Here is a 20,228-nt window from a genome sequence, read left to right on the forward strand (position 1 = left end):
CCGCTCGAAAAAACGGAGGCCCCGCCCCAGCGCCCCCCCTCCCTCCTGGCGCCTCGGCGGAGCCTCCTGCGTCACCGGACGGCAACCGGGCCGGCCGGCGTTACCTCAGGCCTTGGTGACCTTCTCGCGCCCCGGTCCCACGTTCTTGCAGGCGTTGCGCGTGTCGACGACGCACTTCGACTGCTTCACCACCATGTTGTAGTCGATGCTCGAGTGGTCCGTGAGGATGAGGACCGCGTCGTACTGGCCGATCGTCTCCGGGTGCAGCGGCACCGACTTCATCGCGTAGTGGAAGCCGTGACCCTCCTCGAGCCGGGGCACGTATGGGTCGTGGTAGTCGACCTCCGCGCCCTTCTCCTTGAGCAGCGAGATGACCCGCAGGCTCGGGCTCTCGCGCATGTCGTCGATGTCCTTCTTGTATGCCGCTCCCAGGCACAGCACCTTCGCCCCGTTGAGCGTCTTCTTGTTCTTGTTGAGCGCCTCCATGGTCCGGGTGACCACGTAGTACGGCATCTGCTGGTTCACCTCGCCGGCCAGCTCGATGAACTTGGTGTGGAACTCGTACTCGCGCGCCTTCCACGTCAGGTAGAAGGGATCGATGGGGATGCAGTGTCCGCCCAGGCCCGGGCCCGGGTAGAAGGGCATGAAGCCGAAGGGCTTCGTCCCCGCTGCCTGGATGACCTCCCACACGTCGATGTTCATCCGGTCGCAGAGCATCTTCATCTCGTTGACCATGGCGATGTTCACGCACCGGAAGATGTTCTCCAGCAGCTTGGCCAGCTCGGCCACCCGCGTGGAGGACACGGCCACCGTCTCCTTCAGTGCGCTGGCGTAGAGGGCCTGCGCCACCTCGAGGCACGCCGGCGTATGGCCGCCGACGATCTTCGGGATCGTCTTGGTGTTGAAGTTCTTGTTGCCCGGATCCTCGCGCTCGGGGCTGAAGGCCAGGTGGAAGTCCACGCCCGCCTTCAGACCGCTCTTCTCCAACAGCGGCTTGAGCACCTCGTCCGTGGTCCCCGGGTACGTGGTGGACTCCAGGATGAAGAGCTGCCCGGGCCGCACGTGGGGCGACAACATCTCGCCCGTCTTGACGATGTAGCTCATGTCCGGCTCACGCGACGCCGTGAGCGGCGTGGGCACACAGATGATGATGCAGTCCAGCTCCCGTGCCTTCGCGAAGTCCGTCGTCGCCTTGAGCTTGCCCTTGCTCGTCAGCTCCTTCAGCGGCTCGCTCGGGATGTGCTTGATGTAGCTCTCCCCCTTGCCGATGCTGTTGACCTTCCGCGTGTCCACGTCGAGACCCGTCACCGGGAAGCCTGCCTCCGCGAACGCCATCCCCAGCGGCAGCCCGACGTAGCCCATCCCCACCACACCCACCCTCGCCTCCCGCCGGCGGATCCGCTCCAGCAGCGGGCTCACCATCACGCGCATCTGACTTACCTCTCCTATGAAGGCATGCCGGGTCCCCCCGTCACGCCCCGTCCGTTGCCTTCACCTGAAGACGACCACCCACCTCAGCCACACCGGGGGCGACAGCCGCACCCCGAACACCACCACCTGCGACGGCACCACGAGGCCGTACCCCGGCGAGTACCGGGACGGTTCCAACCGCGGTTCCATGCCCGCCGCGAAGAGCACCAGCGCCACCGGTGTCTCCGCCGGGCCCAACTCCACGCCGAGCGGCTCGAAGCGCCGCGGAGCCTCGGGCACGCGCAGCGCCCGGGTCAGCTCCTCCGGCGTGGGCGCCCTCAGCCGCGCTTCGCGGTCCGGAAGGTGGAGCCGGCTCACGACGTCGTGAACCCCCACCCCCACCAGCGCGTCCGTCACCCCGAGCGCGCGCTCGCGCTTGTCCAACAGGAAGGTGCGCTCCACGCCCACGGGCGAGGCCAGCGTGCGGTAGCCGTCGTGCCGCACGGTGAGGCGATCCAGCTCCGGCCCCGGCTGGAACACCTGCACCCGTGCTCGCGCCGCCTCGGGCAGCGCGAACAGCCGGCCCGCCTCCAGCGGCACCTGCTCCCGGCCGTCCACCTGCAGCGTGTTGTGCGCGGCCGTGGAGCGGAACGCGTTGCGGACCTTGGGCTCGCGCGTGTACGTGCCCGTGCCCGGATCCACGATGATGGGGCGCCCGCCCAGGTGCAGCTCGAAGGAGAGCTTGTCGTTGTGGCTGTGCCCGCCCACCCCGCGCTGTCCCTGCGCACCGGCGCTCACCGTCACCACCGCCCCCGCCCCGCGCAGCACGTGGAAACCTCCCGCCGGGAAGCTCACCGACTCCACGGGCCTGGCGCGTGGCAGCGACTGGAAGCGCTCGAGCCCGGACAGTCCCAGCAGCCAGGCGGCCTCGTCCGGGAAGGGCCCCTCGGCCAGCTCCGCGGCACCGAAGAGCGCGGCCCCCAGGGGCGCCAGGTAGCCCTGGTCTCGCGAGTCCCGCTCCTGGAAGGGAAAGACCCGGCCCGAGTCGTTGTCCCCCACCTGCGGCGCCAGCCCCTGCTCGGAGCTCCAGGCGCGCGAGGCCGCGAACATGCGGCGCAGCCGTGTCTCGTACCGCACGCCCAGCTCCACGCCCAGGCCGCGCGCCACCACGAGCGCGAGCGTGAAGAGCTCCACCGCCAGCCGGTGGTACGGCACGGAGCCCTCGAAGGACGTGCCCTCCGCGTGCACCTGCGCCGCCATCTGCGCCCGCAGCCCCGCCACCGCTCGCGCCACCTGTCTCGGCGCGTCCGGCAGCTCCGGGAAGAGCAGGCCCGCCACCAGCAGGCCCACGTAGTTGGAGACGAGGTGGTTGTTGGGCACCGCCCCGTGGTCCTCCAGGTGCGCCTCCACCCACGCGGTGTGCTCGGCCAGCGACTCCAGCACCGGCACGAGGAACTCCGGCCTGTGCGCCTCGGGCGCGTCCGAGAACATCACCAGCGCCTGCGCCAGGTTGGCCGCTCGCAGCGCCACCTCCATGGCGCACGTCCAGTGCACCCCCTGCCCCACCGGGTTGGCCAGGAGGAAGTCCAGCGTCCGCGTCACGAAGGCCCGGGCGAATGTCCTCCGCGCCTCCTCGTCGTCCGCCACCCAGTACCCCTGACCGAGCGCCACCAGACAATCCAACCGGCCGAGCACCCAGGGGTACTTCGGATCCACTCCCGGCTGCGCCAGCCGCAGCCGCTCCACCGGGACGACCGGGTAGCGGTAGCCGCTCACCAGATCCCTCGACCAGTCCACCGGCCGGCCCTCGCCGAAGCACACGCGTGTGCCGAAGACGTCGAACTCGCCCCTCAGGGCCGCTCGCGCCCGCTCCAGGGCTCGCGCCCCGGCACCCGGCAGGGCCGCGAGCGCCTCCAGGACGGAGGCCCTCTGCCCCACCTCGCACCAGGCCAGACCGGGACGCGCCGACAAGACCCGCGCGGCCAGCTCGTCCGTCGTGGAGGCCCCGAAGGCCGCCAGCAGCCCCGGCTCATCGAGCCGCCCGCGCCTCCGGTAGAGGGCCTGCCGCGCCACCCCCTGGACCCGCCGCGCCACTCCTCGGGCGAGTCCTCCCGGCGCGAGCCGTGCGATCGTCGAGTAGTATCCCAGTGTTCCCATCGCGCTCCGTCCCATCCCGGACGTCAGCGATAGCAATTGGTCGGCCAGCGGCCCCCGAGGGAATTGCCGGTTTCGAGGCCTGGGAATCCCCGCAGTCCAGTAAAAAAGTTGGGTGGGTAGATGGAGGAATGGGAAAGGGTTTTCCGTCCGTCACGCCTCGGGTTCCCATGGAGGGCCGCGTTGCGCCCTGGGCCCACCGTGGCCATTCCTCCTGATGTGCAGGCGGGTGCTTGGAGTGGGTGGCGAGTGGGTAGGCGTGTCAGCGCCTCCGATGTGGAGCGAACAGTCTCGGCCGTGGCCGAGCGGGCGCTGCACCACGGGGCGAGGACGGGCCTGGATGTGCTCGTGGAGGCGGCGGTGCACCTCACGGAGACGAGCGGGGCCGCGCTGTACGCGGGCCGCTGTCGCGTGGCGATCGCGGGCCTGGCGCCTTCAGCGCTGGAGCATGCGCATCCGTTGCAGCTCGTGAAGGAGGGGCGCACCACGCTGGTGCTGGGCGAGCCCTGTGTGGACGCCTCGGATCGGCAGAGCCTCACCCGGCTGGCGGTGCTGGGCAGCGCGCTGCTGGCGTCCCTGTCCCGAGAGGACGAGGCCCGGTGCGAACGCACGCGGCTGCGCCAGGAGCGGGCACGGCTGATGGAGCAGCTGGCACACCGGGAGCGGGCCTGGTCCCGGGCGGCACACGACCTGCGCACGCCTCTGCTCGTGTTGCAGGGCTACATCGACATGATGACCAAGGGCATGGCGGGCGTGCTCACCCCGTCCATGCAGCGCTACCTCGAGCGCATGAGCCGGGCGGCGGGAGAGATGAATGTCCGCCTCCAGCAGAGGCCCACGGGCGAGGACGCGCCGGTGGAGGATCTGCGTCCGTTGTTGAGCGCCACCTTCGGGCCCGGGCGGCACCGCTCCGTGAGGTTGGAGCTGCCCTCGGAGCCGGTGCGCCTCCGCGCCTCCCGGACGGCGCTGGCCCTGCTGGTCCGGACCCTGGAGCGGCTGCTGTCGGGAGCGCGAGCCTCGGACGTGGAGCTGCGGGTGAACGTGCCGGAGGGGACACAGGGGTGGAGGGTGCTCGTCCAGGCCCGAGCGGAGCGTCCGTTGCCGGAGCGCGCGCGCGAGACCCTGGAGCGACTCGCGCGGAGATGCGAGGCCCGGCTCTCCGTGCAGGAGTCGCCCCGGCTCGAGCTGACCCTGCTGTTGCCGCGCCTCCTGGTTTGAGGCGTGGAGGTGAGCGGCGGGCTCAGGCGCTCGCGGGCAGGAGCTGACGCACGAGATCCAACAGCTTGCCGCGCTCCACCTCGCGCTTGACGAGGTAGCCATCCGCGCCCGCATCCAGACCGGCGGCCCGCTCCTGCGGACTGTCCAGCGACGTGCAGAGGATGACGGGGATGTGCGACAGCTTCGGATGGGCACGGATGCGGCGGGTGAGCCCGATGCCATCCAACCGGGGCATCTGCCAGTCACTCACCACGAGCTGGCAAGGCGTGCGCTCGAGGATGCCCAGCGCCTCCTCACCATCCCCAGCGGTGACCACCGAGTAGCCGGCGATCTCCAGCAGCGACTTGATGGCGAAGCGGGTGGTGAGCGCGTCGTCGCACACGAGGATGTGCGAGCGGCGCACCTCGGTGGTGGTACGCAGCATCATCGGAGCGGCGGCGACCCGGAGCAGCTCGGGCGCGTTGAGCACCGGCACCACGCTGCCGTCATCCAATACGGCGGCCCCGGCCAGGTGCGTCACGGTCTGCAGGTGCCGCCCCAGCGAGCGGACGACGATCTCCTGCTGCCCCACCACCGCGTCGATGGCGAACACCGCGCGCACGCCGCCGAGCGACAGCACCATCGCCGTCTGCGGTTTGCCCGACTCGAGCGCCAGCGGCAGGCGGGGCTGGCCGATGGCCACGGAGAGCGGATGGAAGGGAAGCTGCTCGCCCTCCACGTTGGACACCACGTGTCCGGCCACCGTGCCCACGTCCGACGGCGCCAGCCGGAGCACGCGCTCCACCGCGTCCGAAGGAATGGCCACCACCGCCGTGCCCGAGCGCACCAGCAGCCCCAGCGCGCCCGCGAGAATCAGCGGCAGATCGATGGTGAAGCGCGTGCCCTGGCCCTTCTCGAAGGAGATGTCCACCGCGCCCTGCATGCGCGTGGCCGTGGTCTGCACCACATCCAGACCCACGCCGCGGCCGGACGTCTCCGTCACCTGCTCGCGGGTGGAGAAGCCCGGCTCGAAGACGAGCCGCGCGGCCTGCGTGTCGGTGAGCTTGGCGGCATCCGTGTCGGTGAGCAGTCCGCGGCGCACGGCCGTGGCCCTCACATTCTCCGGTGACAGGCCGGTGCCGTCGTCCTCCACCACCACCGCCAGACGCGTCCCCCGAGGCTCTACCCGCACCGAGAGCAACCCCCGCGCGGTCTTGCCCGAGGCCACGCGCTCGGCCGCCGGTTCGATTCCGTGGTCCAGCGCGTTGCGCACCAGGTGCAGCAGCGGATCCTTCAGGATGTCCACGATGCGCCGGTCGATGCGCACGTCCCCACCGGCGAGCACCAGCTCCACGTCCTTGCCCAGCCGCGCGGCCAGCTCGCGCACCGTGCGCTTGAGCGGCTCCAGCATCTGAGAGGCCGGCACCATGCGCAGATCTCTCAGGTCGTCGCGCACCACCTGGGCCACCAGCGCGAGCTGCTCGCCCTCGCGGTGCACGTCCTTGGAGAGCTGCAACAGGCGCTTCTGCACGCCGCGCACCTGGCCCACACCGGCGCGGAGCGATTCCAGCGCCCCACCGCCTCCGGACAGCGCGAGCTGCTGGGCCGCGCGCTCCAACTGCAGCAGGGCCTGGTTCGTCTGCTCCATCAGCTCGCGGTGAGCCTCCGCGCGGCGCAGTTGCTGCGCCCGGCCCGCCGCGAGCTGCTCCACCTGCAGTGCCAGGGAGTCGAGCGTCCGCACGGACACGCGCACCGCCCGGTCCATGTCCTGCTGACGCCGGCCGGCCGCCGAGCGCGCCGTCACCTCGGGCTCGGCCTGGGGCATCGCGGGCTCAACCGGAGCCTCCTCTGCCAACGACTCCAGCGCACCGCGCAGCTGCACCAGGGCGCCCGCGATGTCCGAGGCCGCCACGCTGGCGCCGACACCCGACTCCTCCATGCGCGCGAAGCCAGCACGGATGGAGCTCGCCAGCGACTCCACGGCGGAGATGCCGACGGTGTTGGCCGCGGCCTTCAGCAGCTCGGCCAGGCCCACCGCCTCCCAGACGGCACCCGGACGGTCCTCCAGGCCCGGCGAGCACAGCCGGGTCAGCGACGACTCCAGCTTCTCCAGCGTCTGCAGCCCGTCGCGCCGGAAGTGCGCCGGCGCCTTGGGCTTGGACTCGGTGGCCTGCTCGAAACCACCCCGCCCGAGCGCGGACAGCAGCGGCCCCAAGCCCTCGATGGTCGGCATCTCACCGGCGTCCCCGCGATTGAGCGCGGACTCGATGGCCGACAGGCTCCGCAGCGTGCACTCCACCAGGCCCGGAGGCGGGACGTGGCCGGGAGCGCAGCGCGCCAGCCCATCCTCGATGGCGTGCACCAACTGCTCGATGTCCGACAGGCCCAGACTGGCCGCGGACCCCTTCAGACTGTGCACCTCCCGCTTGAGGGCGGTGAGCTGTTCAGAGGCCTGATCGGCCGTGCCCTGCTCCAACCCCAGCACGGCCGTGCCGATGGTCTGCAACTGCTCGCGCGTCTCCGCGGCGAAGATGGGCCAGAGGCTCCGCAGAACCCGAGGATCCATGCGTCCGAGTCCTATCCCCGCCCCACCACGGAGGGATCGCTGAGTTGCACGAGGTCGAGCACCATCAGCCGATTCCGGGTGAGGAACGTGAAAGGCCCTGGCGGAGGGTGAGACAGGTCCGCGCGAGGCAGCTCCTGCCGTCCGTCCACCTCTTCCGCCGCCAGACCAAAGAACTCCTCGGACACCTCCACGACGACGACGCGCGTCAGATCCGACACGCCTCCCTCGAGACCCAGCACCTGACGCAAGTCCAACACCGGCACCACCCTCGAGCGGGATACCAGCGCGCCCAGCACGTGCCGAGGCGCGCCCGGCAGCGGGCACAGGCCCTTGGACTCGAGCACGTGGTCCACCGCGTCGATGGGCACGGCGTAGCGCTCGCCGCCCACGCGGAAGGCGAGCACCGACACCGTCTCGCGGCGCTCCTCGTGACGTGACTCGGCCAGCGCGCGCGCACGCTCGGCGAGCACCTCGCGACGGCGCTCAGGACTGAGCACCTGCGCGCCCTCGAGCACGGCCTGCGCCTCGTCCAGCTTGCGGCGCAGTGCCGTGTAGTCGATCTTCCCGCTCGACTCGTCGCCGGCCATGACCCCTCGTCAGTACTTGCTGGCGGGAAGCTTCAGGATGCTGCGTACCTTCTCACGCAGATCATCCACCGCCACGGGCTTGTTGAGGAAAGCGCTTGCACCCACCAGCCGTCCGCGCTGCCGGCTCGCGTCGTCCTTGAGCGAGGTCAGCATCACGAAGGGCGTGGCGAAGAGGATGGGATCCGCGCGCACCGCCGCACACAGCGCGAAGCCATCCATCTCCGGCATCTGCACGTCCGAGATGACCAGGTCCGGTTTGATCTCCCGGGCGCGCGCCAGCCCCTGCACGCCATTGCTTGCTTCGAAGAACTCCAGTCCCCACCCCATCAGGTACACCTGGATGAGGTTGGTGATGGTCTTCGTGTCCTCGACGATGAGAACCTTCATACGGCCCATTCCTCCACGTACACGCCCCGGGTCATAGTTGGTACTTCCCGACGAGGTCGGAGAAGCGTTTGGAAAGATTGGAGAGGTTGCCCGCCACCTGCTCGATGCGCTTGGTCCCCTCCACGTTGTCCTGCATGGCGATGGTCAACTCATTCATCGCCGCGGCGATCTGCTCCACGCCGATGGTCTGCTGGCGGGTGTTGCCGGCGATCTGCCGGGCCGCCGACGAGGACTCGCGGATGAGGTCGGACAGGCCCTTGATGGCGGCACCCGCGCTCTGGGCCAGCTCCATGGCGGCCAGGGCCCGGCGGCTGCCCTCCTCGGTGGCCGTCACCGCGGCACGAGTCCCCTTCTGCACCTCGCCCAGCAGGGCTCGCACCTGGTTGGCGGCCATCTTCGACTGCTCGGCCAGGGTGCGCATCTCCATGGCCACCACCGCGAAGCCACGGCCCTGATCTCCCGCCTTGGCCGCCTCGATGGAGGCGTTGAGCGCCAGCAGGTTGGACTGTTCGGCCACGTCCTTCACCGTGGTGATGATGTCGCCGATCTGGAGCGTCTGCTCGTTGAGGTCGGTGATGGCCAGGGCGATGGCCTTCACCTGCTCGCTGAGCTTCTCCATGGCGGCCACGCTCTCGTCGACGACCTTCTGGCCCTCGGCGCTCAGGGCGTCCGAGCGGCTGGTGCCGCTGATGACGGTGTCCGCGAAGGAGGTGGCCTGCTTGGACGTCTGGGCGATCTCCGCCACCGTGGCGCCGGTCTCGTGGATGGCGGAGGCCTGCTCGTTGGCCATGGCGGACTGCTGCGAGGAGGTGCCGAGCACGTTGGTGGCCTCGCGTTCCATGTCCGCCGCGGCGCCGCGCAGGTCCTTGAGCAGGTTGGTGAGCATCTCCGCCATGGTGGCGAAGCTGCGCGCCAGGTCGCCCACCTCGTCGGTGCCGCTGGAATCAATCTGCTGCCGCAGGTCTCCCGAGGCCATGCCGGCCGCGGCGAGCGCCAGGCGCTCCAGGGGGATGATGAGCATGCGGCACAGCCAGGCCACCGCCACGAGGCAGCCGACGAGCGCCAGCAGGCCCAGGCCGAGCCCCCGCAGGGCCATGCGCGACACGGCCTGATTGAGGACGTCCAGCTCCAGGCCCACCTGCACGGAGCCCACCTGCAACTGAGCGCCGTCGGTCCGCGGAGCGCGCGGCTCGAAGAAGACGGGAGAGGACGTCTCCAGCACCGGCCGTCCGCCCACGTAGAGCTCTCGCTGGCTGGCCTGCGGAGCCAGGGCCGGCAGCAGCGCCGGGCTCACCAGACGCGCCACCGTGGCGTGGCCGAGGATGTCTCCCTGCCGATCACGCACCACCACGTAGGCCACGTCCGGGTTGTTGCGGAGCGTGGCGGCGGTGGCGAGCCGCAAGCCCTCCTCGTCCCGGGACCAGGTGGCGATGGCCAGGTGGTGGGCCAGCTCGTGGCTCGCCGCCGCGGCGCGCTTGGCGAACTCCGCCTTCAGCGAATCCCGCATCTGCAGCGAGAAGACGGCCACGAGGATGACCGTGACCAGCGCCCCCGACGCGCCGGTGATGGCCACCATCTTCGTCCGCAGACTGAGCCGACGCATGTCCAGCCTTTGGATGGTGGGCGGTCTCATGCCTTGGGCTTCCACAGGACCTCCCAGCTCCTACGAGCGCCGCTCATCGCGCACCCGACTTTCCCATCTTCGTTCCCGGCACGACGAGCGCGCTCCGCAGACCGCCCACCGTCATCGTCTCCACTCCGCGGAGCACGTGCTCGTCATCCAATCCTTCCATCGCACGAAGCGCATTGCGCCGGGCCCGCTCTGCCTCTTCGGGCTGACCCAACCGTCCGTACATCGCCACGAGCATGGCATGACCGATGGCCAGTTGTGGCTCCAGATAGAGCGCCTTGCGGACCGCGGCCACGGCCCCCTGCACGTCCCCCCGCCCTTCGTACATCATGGCCAGCAGCAGGTAGGCCTCGGGCGTCAGCTCGCGAGCGGCCATGAGGGCGAGCTCCTCGGCCAGATCGAACTGGCCGGCGCGCGCCGCGGCCGTCGCCTGCTCCATCACCTGGGGCACCGAGGGCCCGGCTGGCGGCTGGGCGGCCGGGATGGGAGACGCGGGTGGAGGCACCTGGGAGGCCGGGGCCACCGGGGCGGGCGTGGGCACCGGGGAGGAGATGGCCGGAGTCCCCCGGGCAGGAGACATCCGCCGCAACGGGCTCGAGGACCGCGCGACGACCCGGATGGGCCCGGAACGAGCGAAACGGGAGGAGGGCCGCTCGGGAATCCGCTCTCCCGGGAAGGGCTTGCGCAGCACGGGGAGCCCATCCACCTCGCGCTCCTCCAACCCCAGGCCCTTGGAGAAGGGCAGCTCGGCGGGAGAGAGGAAGAGCCACCCTCCAGGCGCGAGCGCCAGGACGAGCCGCTCCATCACCGTGGGGATGACCTCGGGCGGGAAGTAGATGAGGACGTTGCGGCAGAAGACGGCGTTCGCGCTGGAGACGGGCGGCGGATCCGTCACGAGGTTGTGACGCCGGAACTCCACCCGGGCGCGCACCTCGGCGGGCACGGTGACGGACTCCGGCTTGAGGGAGAGGAAGCGCTTCTCCAGCTCGGGCTCCATGCGCCGCACGGACCAGGGGGAGTACGTGGCCTGCCGGGCCTTCTCGAGCGCCCGGCCCGACACATCCGTCCCCACCACGCGGATGTGCTCGGGGGAGAGGCCGGCCTCCAACAGGGACATGGCGATGCTGTAGGGCTCCTCCCCGCTCGCGCAGCCGGCGCTCCACACCAGGAAGGAGCCCAGGTGGGTGGAGGCCAGACGCCCCAGCTCGCGCAGCTGCTCGGGGTGGCGGAAGAAGTACGTCTCGCCGATGACGGCGTAGCCGATGAATGACTCGACGGCTGAGGTGTCGCGCGCCAGCACCCGCTGGAGGAAGTCGGAGGTGGGTATCCCCTGGGACTCGGCGGCGCGCGTGAGGGCGGTGCCCAGCGAGCGGCGGACGCTGGGAGCCAGCACCATGCCGCACGCGGCACGCAGGACGGACTCGAGCCCGCCCAGCGTCGCCTCATCGAGGCGTTCCACGCGCACCGGATCCTTCACGGCTCCTCCGGAACGGCCAGGATGGCCGAGGCCCTGAGCAGTGGGCGGATGCCCTCGGGGGTACGACACAAGCCCGCCATCAACCCCGTCCTGTCCCAGGGGTTGGAGGTCTCGCCGGAGATCGAGCCCTCCACCAACACCGGGGACTCGACGAGGTCGCGCACCCGATCCACCAGCACCGCCACCGTGCGCGCGCCGCCACAGATGACCAGGTGCGCGTCCAGATCCGGCTCCCGCGGCACCCCGAGCAACGCGGCCAGGTCCACCACCACCGCGGGTGTACCCCGGTAGAGCATGGTGCCGCGCACATGGGGGAGGGCCGCCGGCAGGGGCTCGATGGCCACCAGCCGGACCACCTCCATCACCGCCTCCACGGGCAGCAGGGCGGTAGAGCCGGCCACTTCCACCGTGAGGTAGAGACCGGGCAACCGTTGATCCACGCCGAGCGTGGCCAACTCCCGGCGCAGCCGGACGATCTCCTCTTCCAGCAACGCCAGGCGTTTCTGTACCGACGCACGCCTCGCCTGGGCTTCAGCCATCATCGAAGGGGAATCGACCATCGCGAGCCCGCCTGAACAACGCCGCGGGAAGAATTGGACGGTAGTCCGACATTGCGGGACCCGTCAATGCGGGCATCACCCATCTGCCCGCTCCCCCAGCACACAGTGAAGGGGAGCGGACAGGTAGCGGGCAAGCGCCCATCTACCAAGTCGCGTGTTTCCGGGAGATGTGGTTTCATGGCGAACCTACGAATGGTTCCCACCCAGGCATGGACCGGGGGAGCAGAACGAACATGGTGACCGGCGACTCGCAGGGTCCGAGCGACAGCGGCTCGGATCCTCTCATCGGGCGGACGCTCAACGGCCGCTTCAGCATCCTCGAGCCGATCGGCGTGGGAGGAATGGGTCGGGTCTACCGGGCCCAGCAGGCCCCCCTGGATCGGGTGGTCGCACTCAAGGTGCTCAACCCCAACTTCCCCACCAGCAAGGACCCCGGTTTCCAGAAGCGCTTCCTGCGCGAGGCCTCGCTGACCTCCAAGCTCCGCCACCCCAACACGGTGACGGTGATCGACTACGGGCAGACGGACGACGGCATCTACTACATCGCCATGGAGTACCTGGAGGGGCGGACCCTCGGGCAGATCCTGGCGGAGTCGGGGTTTCTGCCCTGGGCGCGGGCGCTGAGCATCGCCCAGCAGATCTGCCGCTCGCTGCGCGAGGCCCACAACCAGGGCATCGTCCACAGAGATCTAAAGCCGGCCAACATCATGCTGCTCAACGAGGCCGATCAGGACCTCGTGAAGGTGCTGGATTTCGGACTGGTGAAGTCCATCGCCGCCGCGGACGACAGGCCCAGCCCGGAGATCACCCAGAGCGGCACCTTCCTGGGCTCGCCGGCCTACATGGCCCCCGAGCAGGCACGCAACGAGTCCGATGTGCGCAGCGACGTGTACTCGCTGGGCGTGGTGCTCTACCAGATGCTGGTGGGGCGGCCGCCGTTCATCTCCAAGGACCACATCGAGCTCATCTTCGCCCACCACAAGGAGCTGCCGCCCGCGTTCAGCTCCGTGAGGCCGGACGTGCCCGTGCCGCCGGAGATCGAATCGCTGGTGCGCAAGTGCCTGGAGAAGAATCCGGCGAACCGCTTCCAGACGATGGACGAGCTGCTGGAGGCGATGCGCGGGGCCAGCATGGCGGCGGGCGGCCACAGCGGCATCTTCAAGCGTCCGGGGGGACAGAACACCACGGGGCCGCACAAGACGCCGCTCTTCGCCGGCATCACGGGCGAGCCCCCGACGGAGAACAACACGATCGCGGTGGACATCAGCGTGGTCGTGCCGCCCGACATCCAGAAGGCGCGTCGGCGCACGCTGCTGCTCGGAGGCCTGGTGGGCGGAGGCATCGCCGTGGCCCTCACCGGCGGCCTGCTGCTGTCCTCGGGAGTCTTCTCCTCCGCGAAGCCCAAGCCGGAGCCGGTGGCCCCGATCACCCAGGTGGCGGCGCCCGCCGAGAAGTCCACGGCGGATCAGGTGGTGCGCTTCCGGCTGATGAGCCAGCCCACGGGCGCGCGCGTCGTCTACAAGGGCCAGGAGCGCGGCACGACGCCGCTGCTGCTGGAGATTCCCAAGGAGAAGGGCCAGGACACGGTCACCGCCGAGTTCACCTTCTCGCTCGACGGCTACCAGACGGAGACGGTGATCACCGGCGGCTCGGGTGAGGTGGTGTTCGCCCAGAAGCTGCAGCGTGCGCGCGGTGGCGGCTCCAGCCGGAGTGCATCCGCGAGCCGGGTGGAGCATGCCTCGGGCACCGCGGGCGAGTCCTCCACGGTGGCGGCCTCGGGCTCCATGTCGGCGCCGGTGATGCTGGAGTCGGATCCGCCGCCCGCGCCCGTACCGGCGTCGGCTCCGTCGCAGGTGGAGCAGAAGGCCGCGCCCGCGACCCCGGGCAGCCTGGCGGTGCCGGTGATGGCGCTGTCCAAGGGTGTGGCCCCCACGGGTGATGGTCCGGTGCCCTTCCAGGACGGCATGCCGCGCCCCGTGGAAGTCGAGGGCAAGGACATCGTCTACACGCGCGAGGCGCTCTCGGCCCGCGTGGAGGGGACGATGCTCGTCAGGTGCGTCATCACCAAGAAGGGCTCGGTGGAGAACTGCCGCGTCATCAAGGGCCTGCCGCACATGAACGAGGCGGTGGTGCAGGCCCTGCAATCGCGCACCTACAAGCCCATCACCCTGCAGGGCAAGACGGTGGCGGTGGACTACACCTTCAGCATCCGGCTGGTGGCCCCGCGCCGCCGCTGAGAGTCCCCTCCCCTTCCCTCCGCTCCCCCTGGGAGCGGAGCGGTGACGCCCAGCCCGAAGGAGCGTCCCTGAACGGTGTCGCGAGGTCCGCGCCGCGCGAGTGTCCGAACGTGCTCTCGCTGCGTCCGTTCGTGCGCGCCCGTTGAACACGCCCGCGACAGGTTTCCCCTCGAACTCTTTCACCCTCGAGGGGAGACCCCCATGTCGTTCCACGTCGTCGTCGGTGCCGGCCCGACCGGAATCGCCACCGCCCACCAGCTCGCCGGCTCAGGTGAGCGCGTCCTCCTGATCACCCGGCGCGGCAGCGGGCCAGAACACCCGCGGATCGAACGGGTCGCGGCCGACGCCACCGATGCCACCCGCATGACGGAGTTGACCCGGGGCGCGAGCACGCTGTTCAACTGCGCCATGCCGCCGTATGACCGGTGGCCCACCGAGTTTCCGCCGCTCGCCGCCGCATTGCTGACCGCGGCCGAGCGCACGGGCGCGGGCTACGTCATGCTGGGCAACCTCTACGGCTATGGGCCCGTCGACGGGCTCTACACCGAAGACCTGCCCATGGCACCGACCACCGAGAAGGGACGTGTCCGGGCGCGGATGTGGAACGACGCGCTCGCCGCCCACGAGGCCGGCCGGGTACGCGTCACCGAGGTGCGAGCCAGCGACTACATTGGCCGGGGAGCCGCATCGCTCTTCACCCTGATGGTGGCGCAGCAGGTGCTGGCTGGAGAACCCGCGAGCATCCCCGGCGACCTCGACGCGCCGCACAGCTGGACATACACCGGCGATGTGGCACGAACGCTCGTGGCGGCCAGCCGGAATGAGCAGGCGTGGGGCCGGGCGTGGCACGTCCCCTCCACCGCACGGCTCTCCATTCGCGAGCTGGCGACGCGGCTCGCCCACGTGACGGGCGCACCCGCCCCGAAGCTGAGTCGCATGTCCGCCGACGAGGTCGCCCTCCTGGGCCGCTCCGATTCCATCATGAGGGAGGTGTCGGAGATGCTGTACCTGAGCGAGCGTCCGTGCCTCCTGGACTCCACGCGCACCGAACGGACCCTGGGCCTCGAGCCCACGCCGCTCGACGACGCCTTGCGTGACATGGTCAGCGGCGCATCTCCGAGCCCATGAAGAAGGTAGACTCCGCCCATGCGCTTCCAGCCACCATGGGGCGGAGCCTTCCGCCTCCACACCTTCCATCACCACAAGCCCGAGGCCCTGCCCGAGGGCACCGTCGATGCCATCCGGTCGGCCATCCTGGGCTCCTCCCTGCTGGGTGAGACCAACCTGACCGACGCCTTCGCGGGCACCTATGGCTTCACCATCACGTTCCGGCGCGAAGGCCTCTCCAAGTTGACGGGGCACTTTCCCGCCTTCGTCCCCTTCCTCGAGAAGGCGCTCCTGCCGGACTGCAACGCCTTCCTGCTCAACCCGCTCCTGATTCAGAACGGACGCGGAGTGGAGCCCCACCTCGACCGGAGCATGGAGTTCTACGGGGAGGGCATCGGCAGTCCGCTCGCCGTGAGCGTGCTCTACGTCCACGTGCCGGAACACCTCGAGGGGGGAGAGTTGCGGCTGTATCACCGTGGCAGGAAGGTGGCGGCGGTGAAGCCCACGCCTCGCACGCTGGTGACGTTCCGGGGCGATCTCATGCACGAGGTCGTGGCGGTCCAGGCCGGAGCTCCGATGCTCTCGGCGGCGCGCGTCAGCCTGGTGGTCGAGCAGTACCGCGTGCCCCAGGCCCTGCTGGCGGGAGTGCCGCATTTCGAGTTGAGGACCCGCGACGGAGCGAGCGCATGAGCGAGTTGACGATGGACGTGTGGGTGGCCCAGCCCCCGGCCCAGGTCTTCGAAGCCATCAAGGAGCCCTTCCTCCTGCGGCGCTGGTATGGAGCCCCTCCGGGCGCCGTCCGTCTTGGGGAAAGCGGCGGAGAGGACGCGGGCGAGCCGTTCCGGGTGAACCTGCTCGATGAGCACGGCGTTCCCTTCGCACAGACCGGGCGTCTCCTCGAGGTGTATCCGGACGAGGGGCTCTTGCTGGAGCTGGCCTGGGACGGCGGGAACCTCGGCCGCGAGACGACCCGGGCTTCGCTCAAGCTCCGCCCCCACGACAACGGCACGCGCATCGAGCTTCGCCAGGGGCCGTTCTCGAGTTCTGAGACACAGCAAGCACACCGGGTGTACTGGGAAACCTGCCTGGGACGGCTGGCCCGCGTCGCGTCCGGAGAGGCCGTGCCCTGTTTCGAGGAGTTCTGGGAGGAGTCGAGCGGCTTCGCCGAACCGATCGGTCTGGCGGCCTACACGGTGCTCGTCGGCATGAGAGAGGCCGGAGCGGCACCGGAGACGCTCGCCCAGCTCGAGGAGATGCTCTACACCCACCTCGCCCGATTGCCCGAGGAGACCGCGAGGGTGCTCGGTGCGGTGCTTCGCGAGCGCCTGAAGGGAGGACTCCCGAAAGGCTGAGGCCCGCGCGGACGATGCCATCCGTGTCAAAGCCGGTGGTATGCGACTCGCGCACAGTGAGCGCTCCGAGAGCTGATCTGGTTTTGACACGAGTGGCAGGCATGCCTTGCGCCCGTCGTCTCGCCAGGCTGGGTGGGTGCTCCCCGCGCTGAGCTCCTTCGAAGCTTCGCGGGGTGCTTTTCGCGGAAAAGTGCAGGATGATCGTCGGTCGACTCACTCTCTTCGACACGAGGTCCTTGCATGAGAACAACGCCCACCCTGATCGCCCTGCTGGCCCTGGCAGCCACAGCCTGTCCTGGTACCACCGAGCCGCCGGACCCTGGCACGACGGACGCCTACGCACTGAGCCCCGTCCCGAAGGGGCAGGGGTTCCAGTTCGTCACGAATGAGACGCAGGTCCCCCAGGGCGTCGAGCAGCAGGACTGCTACTTCTTCAAGGCGGGGGAGATCGCCGCGGCCAACGGCATGCCGAACGAGCCCATCAACCTGCACCGCGTGCAGATCTCCCAGCGTGATGGCTCGCACCACATGAACATCTTCCGGGTGCGCACCATCACGGGGCTGGATCCAGCCAATGGCACCTTTCAGCCAAACGCCAACGGGTCCGGTCCCTGCTTCAACAGCGCCAACTGGGCGGATTGGCCTTTGCTGGCCAACACCCAGCAGGATGGAACCATCGACTGGACGTATCCGGAGGGGGTGGCCAACGTCATCCAACCGGATGAATGGCTGATGTTGCAGACGCACTTCGTCAACGCCTCCACCCAGAAGACGCCGCAGGACTACGGCAGGGTGTGGGTGAACTTCTGGAGCATCCCCAAGGAGGAGGTGAAGTACGAGCTGGGGACCATCTTCGCCACCAAGCAGTCCGTCCGGGTCTGCACGAAGAACCCCACCCCGACTTTCGACGGCACCTGCCACATCAACAACAAGACTCCCGTGCAGATCATCGGGGCCAACGGCCACTTCCACAGCCGGGGCAAGGAGTTCCGGATCTACGCCTGGGATGGCTCGAGCCTCGAGCGGCCCCCGGAGAGCGAGCGCTTCTACACCTCGGAGACGTGGGATGATCCGCCCATGAAGCGCTCGCCCGAGTTGGACCTCACGCTGCCCCCTGGCAGTGGCGTCTGGTACACGTGCTCCTACGAATGGCTGCCTCCGCCCGTGGGCTGCCAGGCCCTGAACGAGTTCGATAAAAAGAAGTACTCGACCCCCGACCGGTTGCTCGACTGCTGCTACACCTTCGGACCGCAGGTGGATCAGAACGAGCACTGCAATGCCTTCATCTATTACTACCCGAAGCAGGACGACGTGAACTGCTTCTGACGTGGCCGTCATGCGAATGCATTTCATGAAATACGTTCCGGTCGTCGTGCTGCTGTCGCTCTATCTGGCCATGAGCTGTGGGCCGGAGGGCGGCGATCCCTCCCATGACGCGGGCACGGTCCAGGACTCGGGCACGAGTCAGGACGCGGGTACGAAGCCTGACGCGGGCACGGGCAAGGATTCGGGTACGGACCAGGACTCGGGCACAATCCCTGACGCTGGCTCCTTGGAGGACGCGGGCACAACCCCCGACGCCGGCACGACCTCCGACGCGGGGACGGCCCCTGACGCCGGCACGACCTCCGACGCGGGGACGGCCCCTGACGCCGGCCCGGTCACCTCGTGCGGCATCCCCTACCTGGGAGACATCAATGGTCCTCTCGACTATACGCCCACGGCGCTGGGACCCGACTCGAAGTCCTCACCGATCGGCGCGGGAAGCACCGTCACGATCAAGGAGCCGCCCCAGGGCGGGCGTGTGTCGTTCATCGGGGTTCGCGACGCGATCAACATGGACCCCTGCAGTGCGACCCTGATCGGCTCGCTGAAGGACCCCAGCTCCGGCAAGCTCGTGGCCGACTATCGAACCACAACCCTGGAGCGGGGGACCGACGGCCGGGGGGCGAGCATCGACGAGGACATCTCCTCGTTCTCCAACGTGACGCTGTGCCCCAACAACTGGTCCAGCAAGGACATCTTCGACCAGGACTACGAGCTCACCATCATCCTCAAGGATGGCCGGGGCAAGGCCCTCCAGAAGGTCTTCACCGTCCGCCTCGCCTGCAACGTACCGGGGGAGGACGCGTACTGCCGGTGCATCTGCAAGCAGGGCTACAAGTTGGGAGATCCCTGCCCGCCGTAGCGCGGCGATGAGTGGCCCACCGCGTCCCAGGGCTCTCACCTGGGGCGCGGCATTCCTTCCGCACGCCGCGCACTCCGGCGCAGCAGGGCGAGCAGGAGCAGCGGGGCCATCCCCGCGCTCCCCGCCGCGGCACCACACCCCTCTGGCTTCGGAGGGGTCTCCTCATCAGGCGTTCCGGCATCCGGTTGCACGGGCGTGAGCGGTGCGCCGAGCTGCTGTGCGAGCTGGGGCCAGAGCGAAGAGCACTGCTCTCTCACGAGCGTGCCCGCCGGGCACTGGTGGACGCCCTGGACATCGCGGAGGCTGAAGAGCGGCTCCCACGAGGTGCCCTCGTCGGAGCTGCGCGCCAGGGCCCACTCGTGCAGCCAGGTGGAGCCACAGGCGTAGAGAGAGCCGCCCACGCGCGTCACGCACGCATTGCCCGTGGGCAGGGGCAACGACAGGAAGGACTCCCCCTCGCGTCCCCGGTAGAAGTGATTGTAGGTCGCCACCCAGGTGGTCCGGCCATCGGCCGAGACGTCCATGTTGACGAGCGGGTCGTCCTGCTCCAGCACGGACGTGAGCGTGCGGCCACCATCATCACTGCGCAGCACGGTGTAGAGGATGTTGCCGGCCGTGCCTCGCGAGGACACGCGCACCCACAGCACATCTGGATTGGCCGGGCTCACCGACAGCAACTTCAAGTCGAACGCGCCCTCGAGCCACCAGGGGAAGGATTGAGGCAGGTCCTGCCACGTCTCGCCCGCGTCGTCGCTGCGGAAGAGGTACATCGCATAGTCCACCCAGCCGCCGACATAGAGGCGCTTCGGGTCGGAAGGAGCCACGCGCACCGAGGAGAAGACGGCGTCGCGCTTCAGCGCGGTGGGCGTCCACGTCTCCCCGCCATCCTCCGAGCGGTACAGGAGATTGGTCACCGAGGGCCTTCCCGTGGCCACATAGAGAAGGCGGTCGTCCGTGGGGTGCTCGGCGAGGCTGGTGACCCAGGCGTCCCCGAACGCCGGGGAGGGGGCCCAGGAGCAACCCCCATCGCGCGAGCGCAACAGCACCTTGCCGGTGGCCGTGAGGATGTCCCCGCCCGGGAGCCACGCGTAGCTCTCGGGAACCCAACCTCCGTAGCCCATGGCCTCCGCGCATACCCAGCGCCAGGACCCACCACCATCGCGGGAGATGAGCGTGCCCCGGGTGATGCTCATCAACTGGTCTTCCGGATGCCCGCGGCGCTGGGTGTAGCTCTGGGTTTCCATCAAGCCACCGTGTGCATGCACGGAGGCAGCGGACAGCACGCCCACGCAGGCGAGGAGTCTCCAACTGGCCATGGAGTCGAGCTTCGGGAAAAGGGTGAGAGGCCCTCCGAGTCTACTTCACTTCGGGTGCTG

At 69.5% G+C, this 20,228-nt stretch carries 16 protein-coding genes; 7 read left to right on the forward strand and 9 right to left on the reverse strand.

Going from position 1 to position 20,228, the window contains the following annotated elements; all coding sequences use genetic code 11:
* Positions 1–105: 105 nt before the first annotated feature.
* Entirely contained in the window at positions 106–1,431 is a 1,326-nt protein-coding gene (locus DAT35_RS44000; RefSeq protein WP_199243181.1) for a nucleotide sugar dehydrogenase, read from the reverse strand.
* A gap of 60 nt (positions 1,432–1,491) precedes the next feature.
* On the reverse strand, positions 1,492–3,567 hold the full coding sequence (locus DAT35_RS44005) for an alginate lyase family protein (RefSeq protein ID WP_199243182.1): 2,076 nt from the start codon (positions 3,565–3,567) through the stop codon (positions 1,492–1,494).
* Between the two features lie 246 nt (positions 3,568–3,813).
* Between DAT35_RS44005 and DAT35_RS44010 the strand changes: the two genes are divergently transcribed.
* Positions 3,814–4,782, forward strand: a complete 969-nt coding sequence (locus DAT35_RS44010; RefSeq protein ID WP_158502138.1) for a histidine kinase dimerization/phospho-acceptor domain-containing protein — start codon at positions 3,814–3,816, stop codon at positions 4,780–4,782.
* Positions 4,783–4,804: 22 nt separating this feature from the next.
* Here DAT35_RS44010 and DAT35_RS44015 read toward each other — a convergent pair whose 3' ends face one another.
* From DAT35_RS44015 to DAT35_RS44040, 6 genes are read right to left on the reverse strand one after another with little or no spacing between them, the layout of a single operon-like run.
* Positions 4,805–7,327, reverse strand: coding sequence for a response regulator (locus DAT35_RS44015; RefSeq protein WP_108075323.1), 2,523 nt, complete (start codon positions 7,325–7,327; stop codon positions 4,805–4,807).
* An 11-nt stretch (positions 7,328–7,338) separates the two neighbouring features.
* Positions 7,339–7,914 carry a chemotaxis protein CheW gene (locus DAT35_RS44020; RefSeq protein WP_108075324.1) on the reverse strand — a complete coding sequence of 192 codons (576 nt, stop codon included), beginning with the start codon at positions 7,912–7,914 and terminating at the stop codon, positions 7,339–7,341.
* A gap of 9 nt (positions 7,915–7,923) precedes the next feature.
* The gene (locus DAT35_RS44025; protein WP_108075325.1) at positions 7,924–8,301 is read right to left on the reverse strand and encodes a two-component system response regulator; all 378 of its coding nucleotides are present in this window, start codon (positions 8,299–8,301) and stop codon (positions 7,924–7,926) included.
* A 31-nt stretch (positions 8,302–8,332) separates the two neighbouring features.
* Positions 8,333–9,934, reverse strand: a complete 1,602-nt coding sequence (locus DAT35_RS44030) for a methyl-accepting chemotaxis protein (protein ID WP_108075326.1) — start codon at positions 9,932–9,934, stop codon at positions 8,333–8,335.
* A gap of 43 nt (positions 9,935–9,977) precedes the next feature.
* Positions 9,978–11,390 (reverse strand): CheR family methyltransferase, encoded by a 1,413-nt coding sequence (locus tag DAT35_RS44035; RefSeq protein ID WP_233262066.1) that lies wholly within the window; start codon positions 11,388–11,390, stop codon positions 9,978–9,980.
* A gap of 14 nt (positions 11,391–11,404) precedes the next feature.
* The gene (locus DAT35_RS44040) at positions 11,405–11,968 is read right to left on the reverse strand and encodes a chemotaxis protein CheW (RefSeq protein ID WP_108075328.1); all 564 of its coding nucleotides are present in this window, start codon (positions 11,966–11,968) and stop codon (positions 11,405–11,407) included.
* A 233-nt stretch (positions 11,969–12,201) separates the two neighbouring features.
* Between DAT35_RS44040 and DAT35_RS44045 the strand changes: the two genes are divergently transcribed.
* The 6 genes from DAT35_RS44045 to DAT35_RS44070 all read left to right on the forward strand — a co-directional run bounded on the left by DAT35_RS44045 (position 12,202) and on the right by DAT35_RS44070 (position 18,852).
* Positions 12,202–14,205 (forward strand): TonB family protein, encoded by a 2,004-nt coding sequence (locus DAT35_RS44045; protein ID WP_108075329.1) that lies wholly within the window; start codon positions 12,202–12,204, stop codon positions 14,203–14,205.
* 201 nt (positions 14,206–14,406) lie between these two features.
* Positions 14,407–15,333 (forward strand): NAD-dependent epimerase/dehydratase family protein, encoded by a 927-nt coding sequence (locus tag DAT35_RS44050; protein ID WP_108075330.1) that lies wholly within the window; start codon positions 14,407–14,409, stop codon positions 15,331–15,333.
* An 18-nt stretch (positions 15,334–15,351) separates the two neighbouring features.
* Positions 15,352–16,002, forward strand: a complete 651-nt coding sequence (locus DAT35_RS44055; protein ID WP_108075331.1) for a 2OG-Fe(II) oxygenase — start codon at positions 15,352–15,354, stop codon at positions 16,000–16,002.
* A complete protein-coding gene (locus DAT35_RS44060; RefSeq protein WP_108075332.1) occupies positions 15,999–16,664 on the forward strand; it encodes an SRPBCC domain-containing protein in 666 nt (221 codons plus the stop codon). Before DAT35_RS44055 ends, DAT35_RS44060 begins: the two co-directional genes overlap by 4 nt.
* A gap of 240 nt (positions 16,665–16,904) precedes the next feature.
* Positions 16,905–17,990 (forward strand): hypothetical protein, encoded by a 1,086-nt coding sequence (locus tag DAT35_RS44065; protein WP_233262067.1) that lies wholly within the window; start codon positions 16,905–16,907, stop codon positions 17,988–17,990.
* A gap of 25 nt (positions 17,991–18,015) precedes the next feature.
* Entirely contained in the window at positions 18,016–18,852 is an 837-nt protein-coding gene (locus DAT35_RS44070) for a hypothetical protein (protein ID WP_146210128.1), read from the forward strand.
* Between the two features lie 35 nt (positions 18,853–18,887).
* Here the strand turns inward: DAT35_RS44070 and DAT35_RS44075 are convergent, their stop codons facing one another.
* Positions 18,888–20,168: a hypothetical protein gene (locus DAT35_RS44075; protein WP_108075334.1), complete on the reverse strand. Its 1,281-nt coding sequence runs from the start codon at positions 20,166–20,168 to the stop codon at positions 18,888–18,890.
* Between the last annotated feature and the right edge of the window lie 60 nt (positions 20,169–20,228).

The organism is Vitiosangium sp. GDMCC 1.1324, assembly GCF_003044305.1.
Classification (GTDB): Bacteria; Myxococcota; Myxococcia; order Myxococcales; family Myxococcaceae; genus Archangium.

What these genes read in the sequence shown, in the direction of transcription:
- DAT35_RS44000 (WP_199243181.1), bottom strand. Translation starts at nt 1,431, where the DNA reads ATGCGCGTGATGGTGAGCCCGCTGCTGGAGCGGATCCGCCGGCGGGAG.
- DAT35_RS44005 (WP_199243182.1), bottom strand. Translation starts at nt 3,567, where the DNA reads ATGGGAACACTGGGATACTACTCGACGATCGCACGGCTCGCGCCGGGA.
- DAT35_RS44015 (WP_108075323.1), bottom strand. Translation starts at nt 7,327, where the DNA reads ATGGATCCTCGGGTTCTGCGGAGCCTCTGGCCCATCTTCGCCGCGGAG.
- DAT35_RS44020 (WP_108075324.1), bottom strand. Translation starts at nt 7,914, where the DNA reads ATGGCCGGCGACGAGTCGAGCGGGAAGATCGACTACACGGCACTGCGC.
- DAT35_RS44025 (WP_108075325.1), bottom strand. Translation starts at nt 8,301, where the DNA reads ATGAAGGTTCTCATCGTCGAGGACACGAAGACCATCACCAACCTCATC.
- DAT35_RS44030 (WP_108075326.1), bottom strand. Translation starts at nt 9,934, where the DNA reads ATGAGACCGCCCACCATCCAAAGGCTGGACATGCGTCGGCTCAGTCTG.
- DAT35_RS44040 (WP_108075328.1), bottom strand. Translation starts at nt 11,968, where the DNA reads ATGGTCGATTCCCCTTCGATGATGGCTGAAGCCCAGGCGAGGCGTGCG.
- DAT35_RS44045 (WP_108075329.1), top strand. Translation starts at nt 12,202, where the DNA reads ATGGTGACCGGCGACTCGCAGGGTCCGAGCGACAGCGGCTCGGATCCT.
- DAT35_RS44050 (WP_108075330.1), top strand. Translation starts at nt 14,407, where the DNA reads ATGTCGTTCCACGTCGTCGTCGGTGCCGGCCCGACCGGAATCGCCACC.
- DAT35_RS44055 (WP_108075331.1), top strand. Translation starts at nt 15,352, where the DNA reads ATGCGCTTCCAGCCACCATGGGGCGGAGCCTTCCGCCTCCACACCTTC.
- DAT35_RS44060 (WP_108075332.1), top strand. Translation starts at nt 15,999, where the DNA reads ATGAGCGAGTTGACGATGGACGTGTGGGTGGCCCAGCCCCCGGCCCAG.
- DAT35_RS44065 (WP_233262067.1), top strand. Translation starts at nt 16,905, where the DNA reads ATGAGAACAACGCCCACCCTGATCGCCCTGCTGGCCCTGGCAGCCACA.
- DAT35_RS44070 (WP_146210128.1), top strand. Translation starts at nt 18,016, where the DNA reads ATGAAATACGTTCCGGTCGTCGTGCTGCTGTCGCTCTATCTGGCCATG.
- DAT35_RS44075 (WP_108075334.1), bottom strand. Translation starts at nt 20,168, where the DNA reads ATGGCCAGTTGGAGACTCCTCGCCTGCGTGGGCGTGCTGTCCGCTGCC.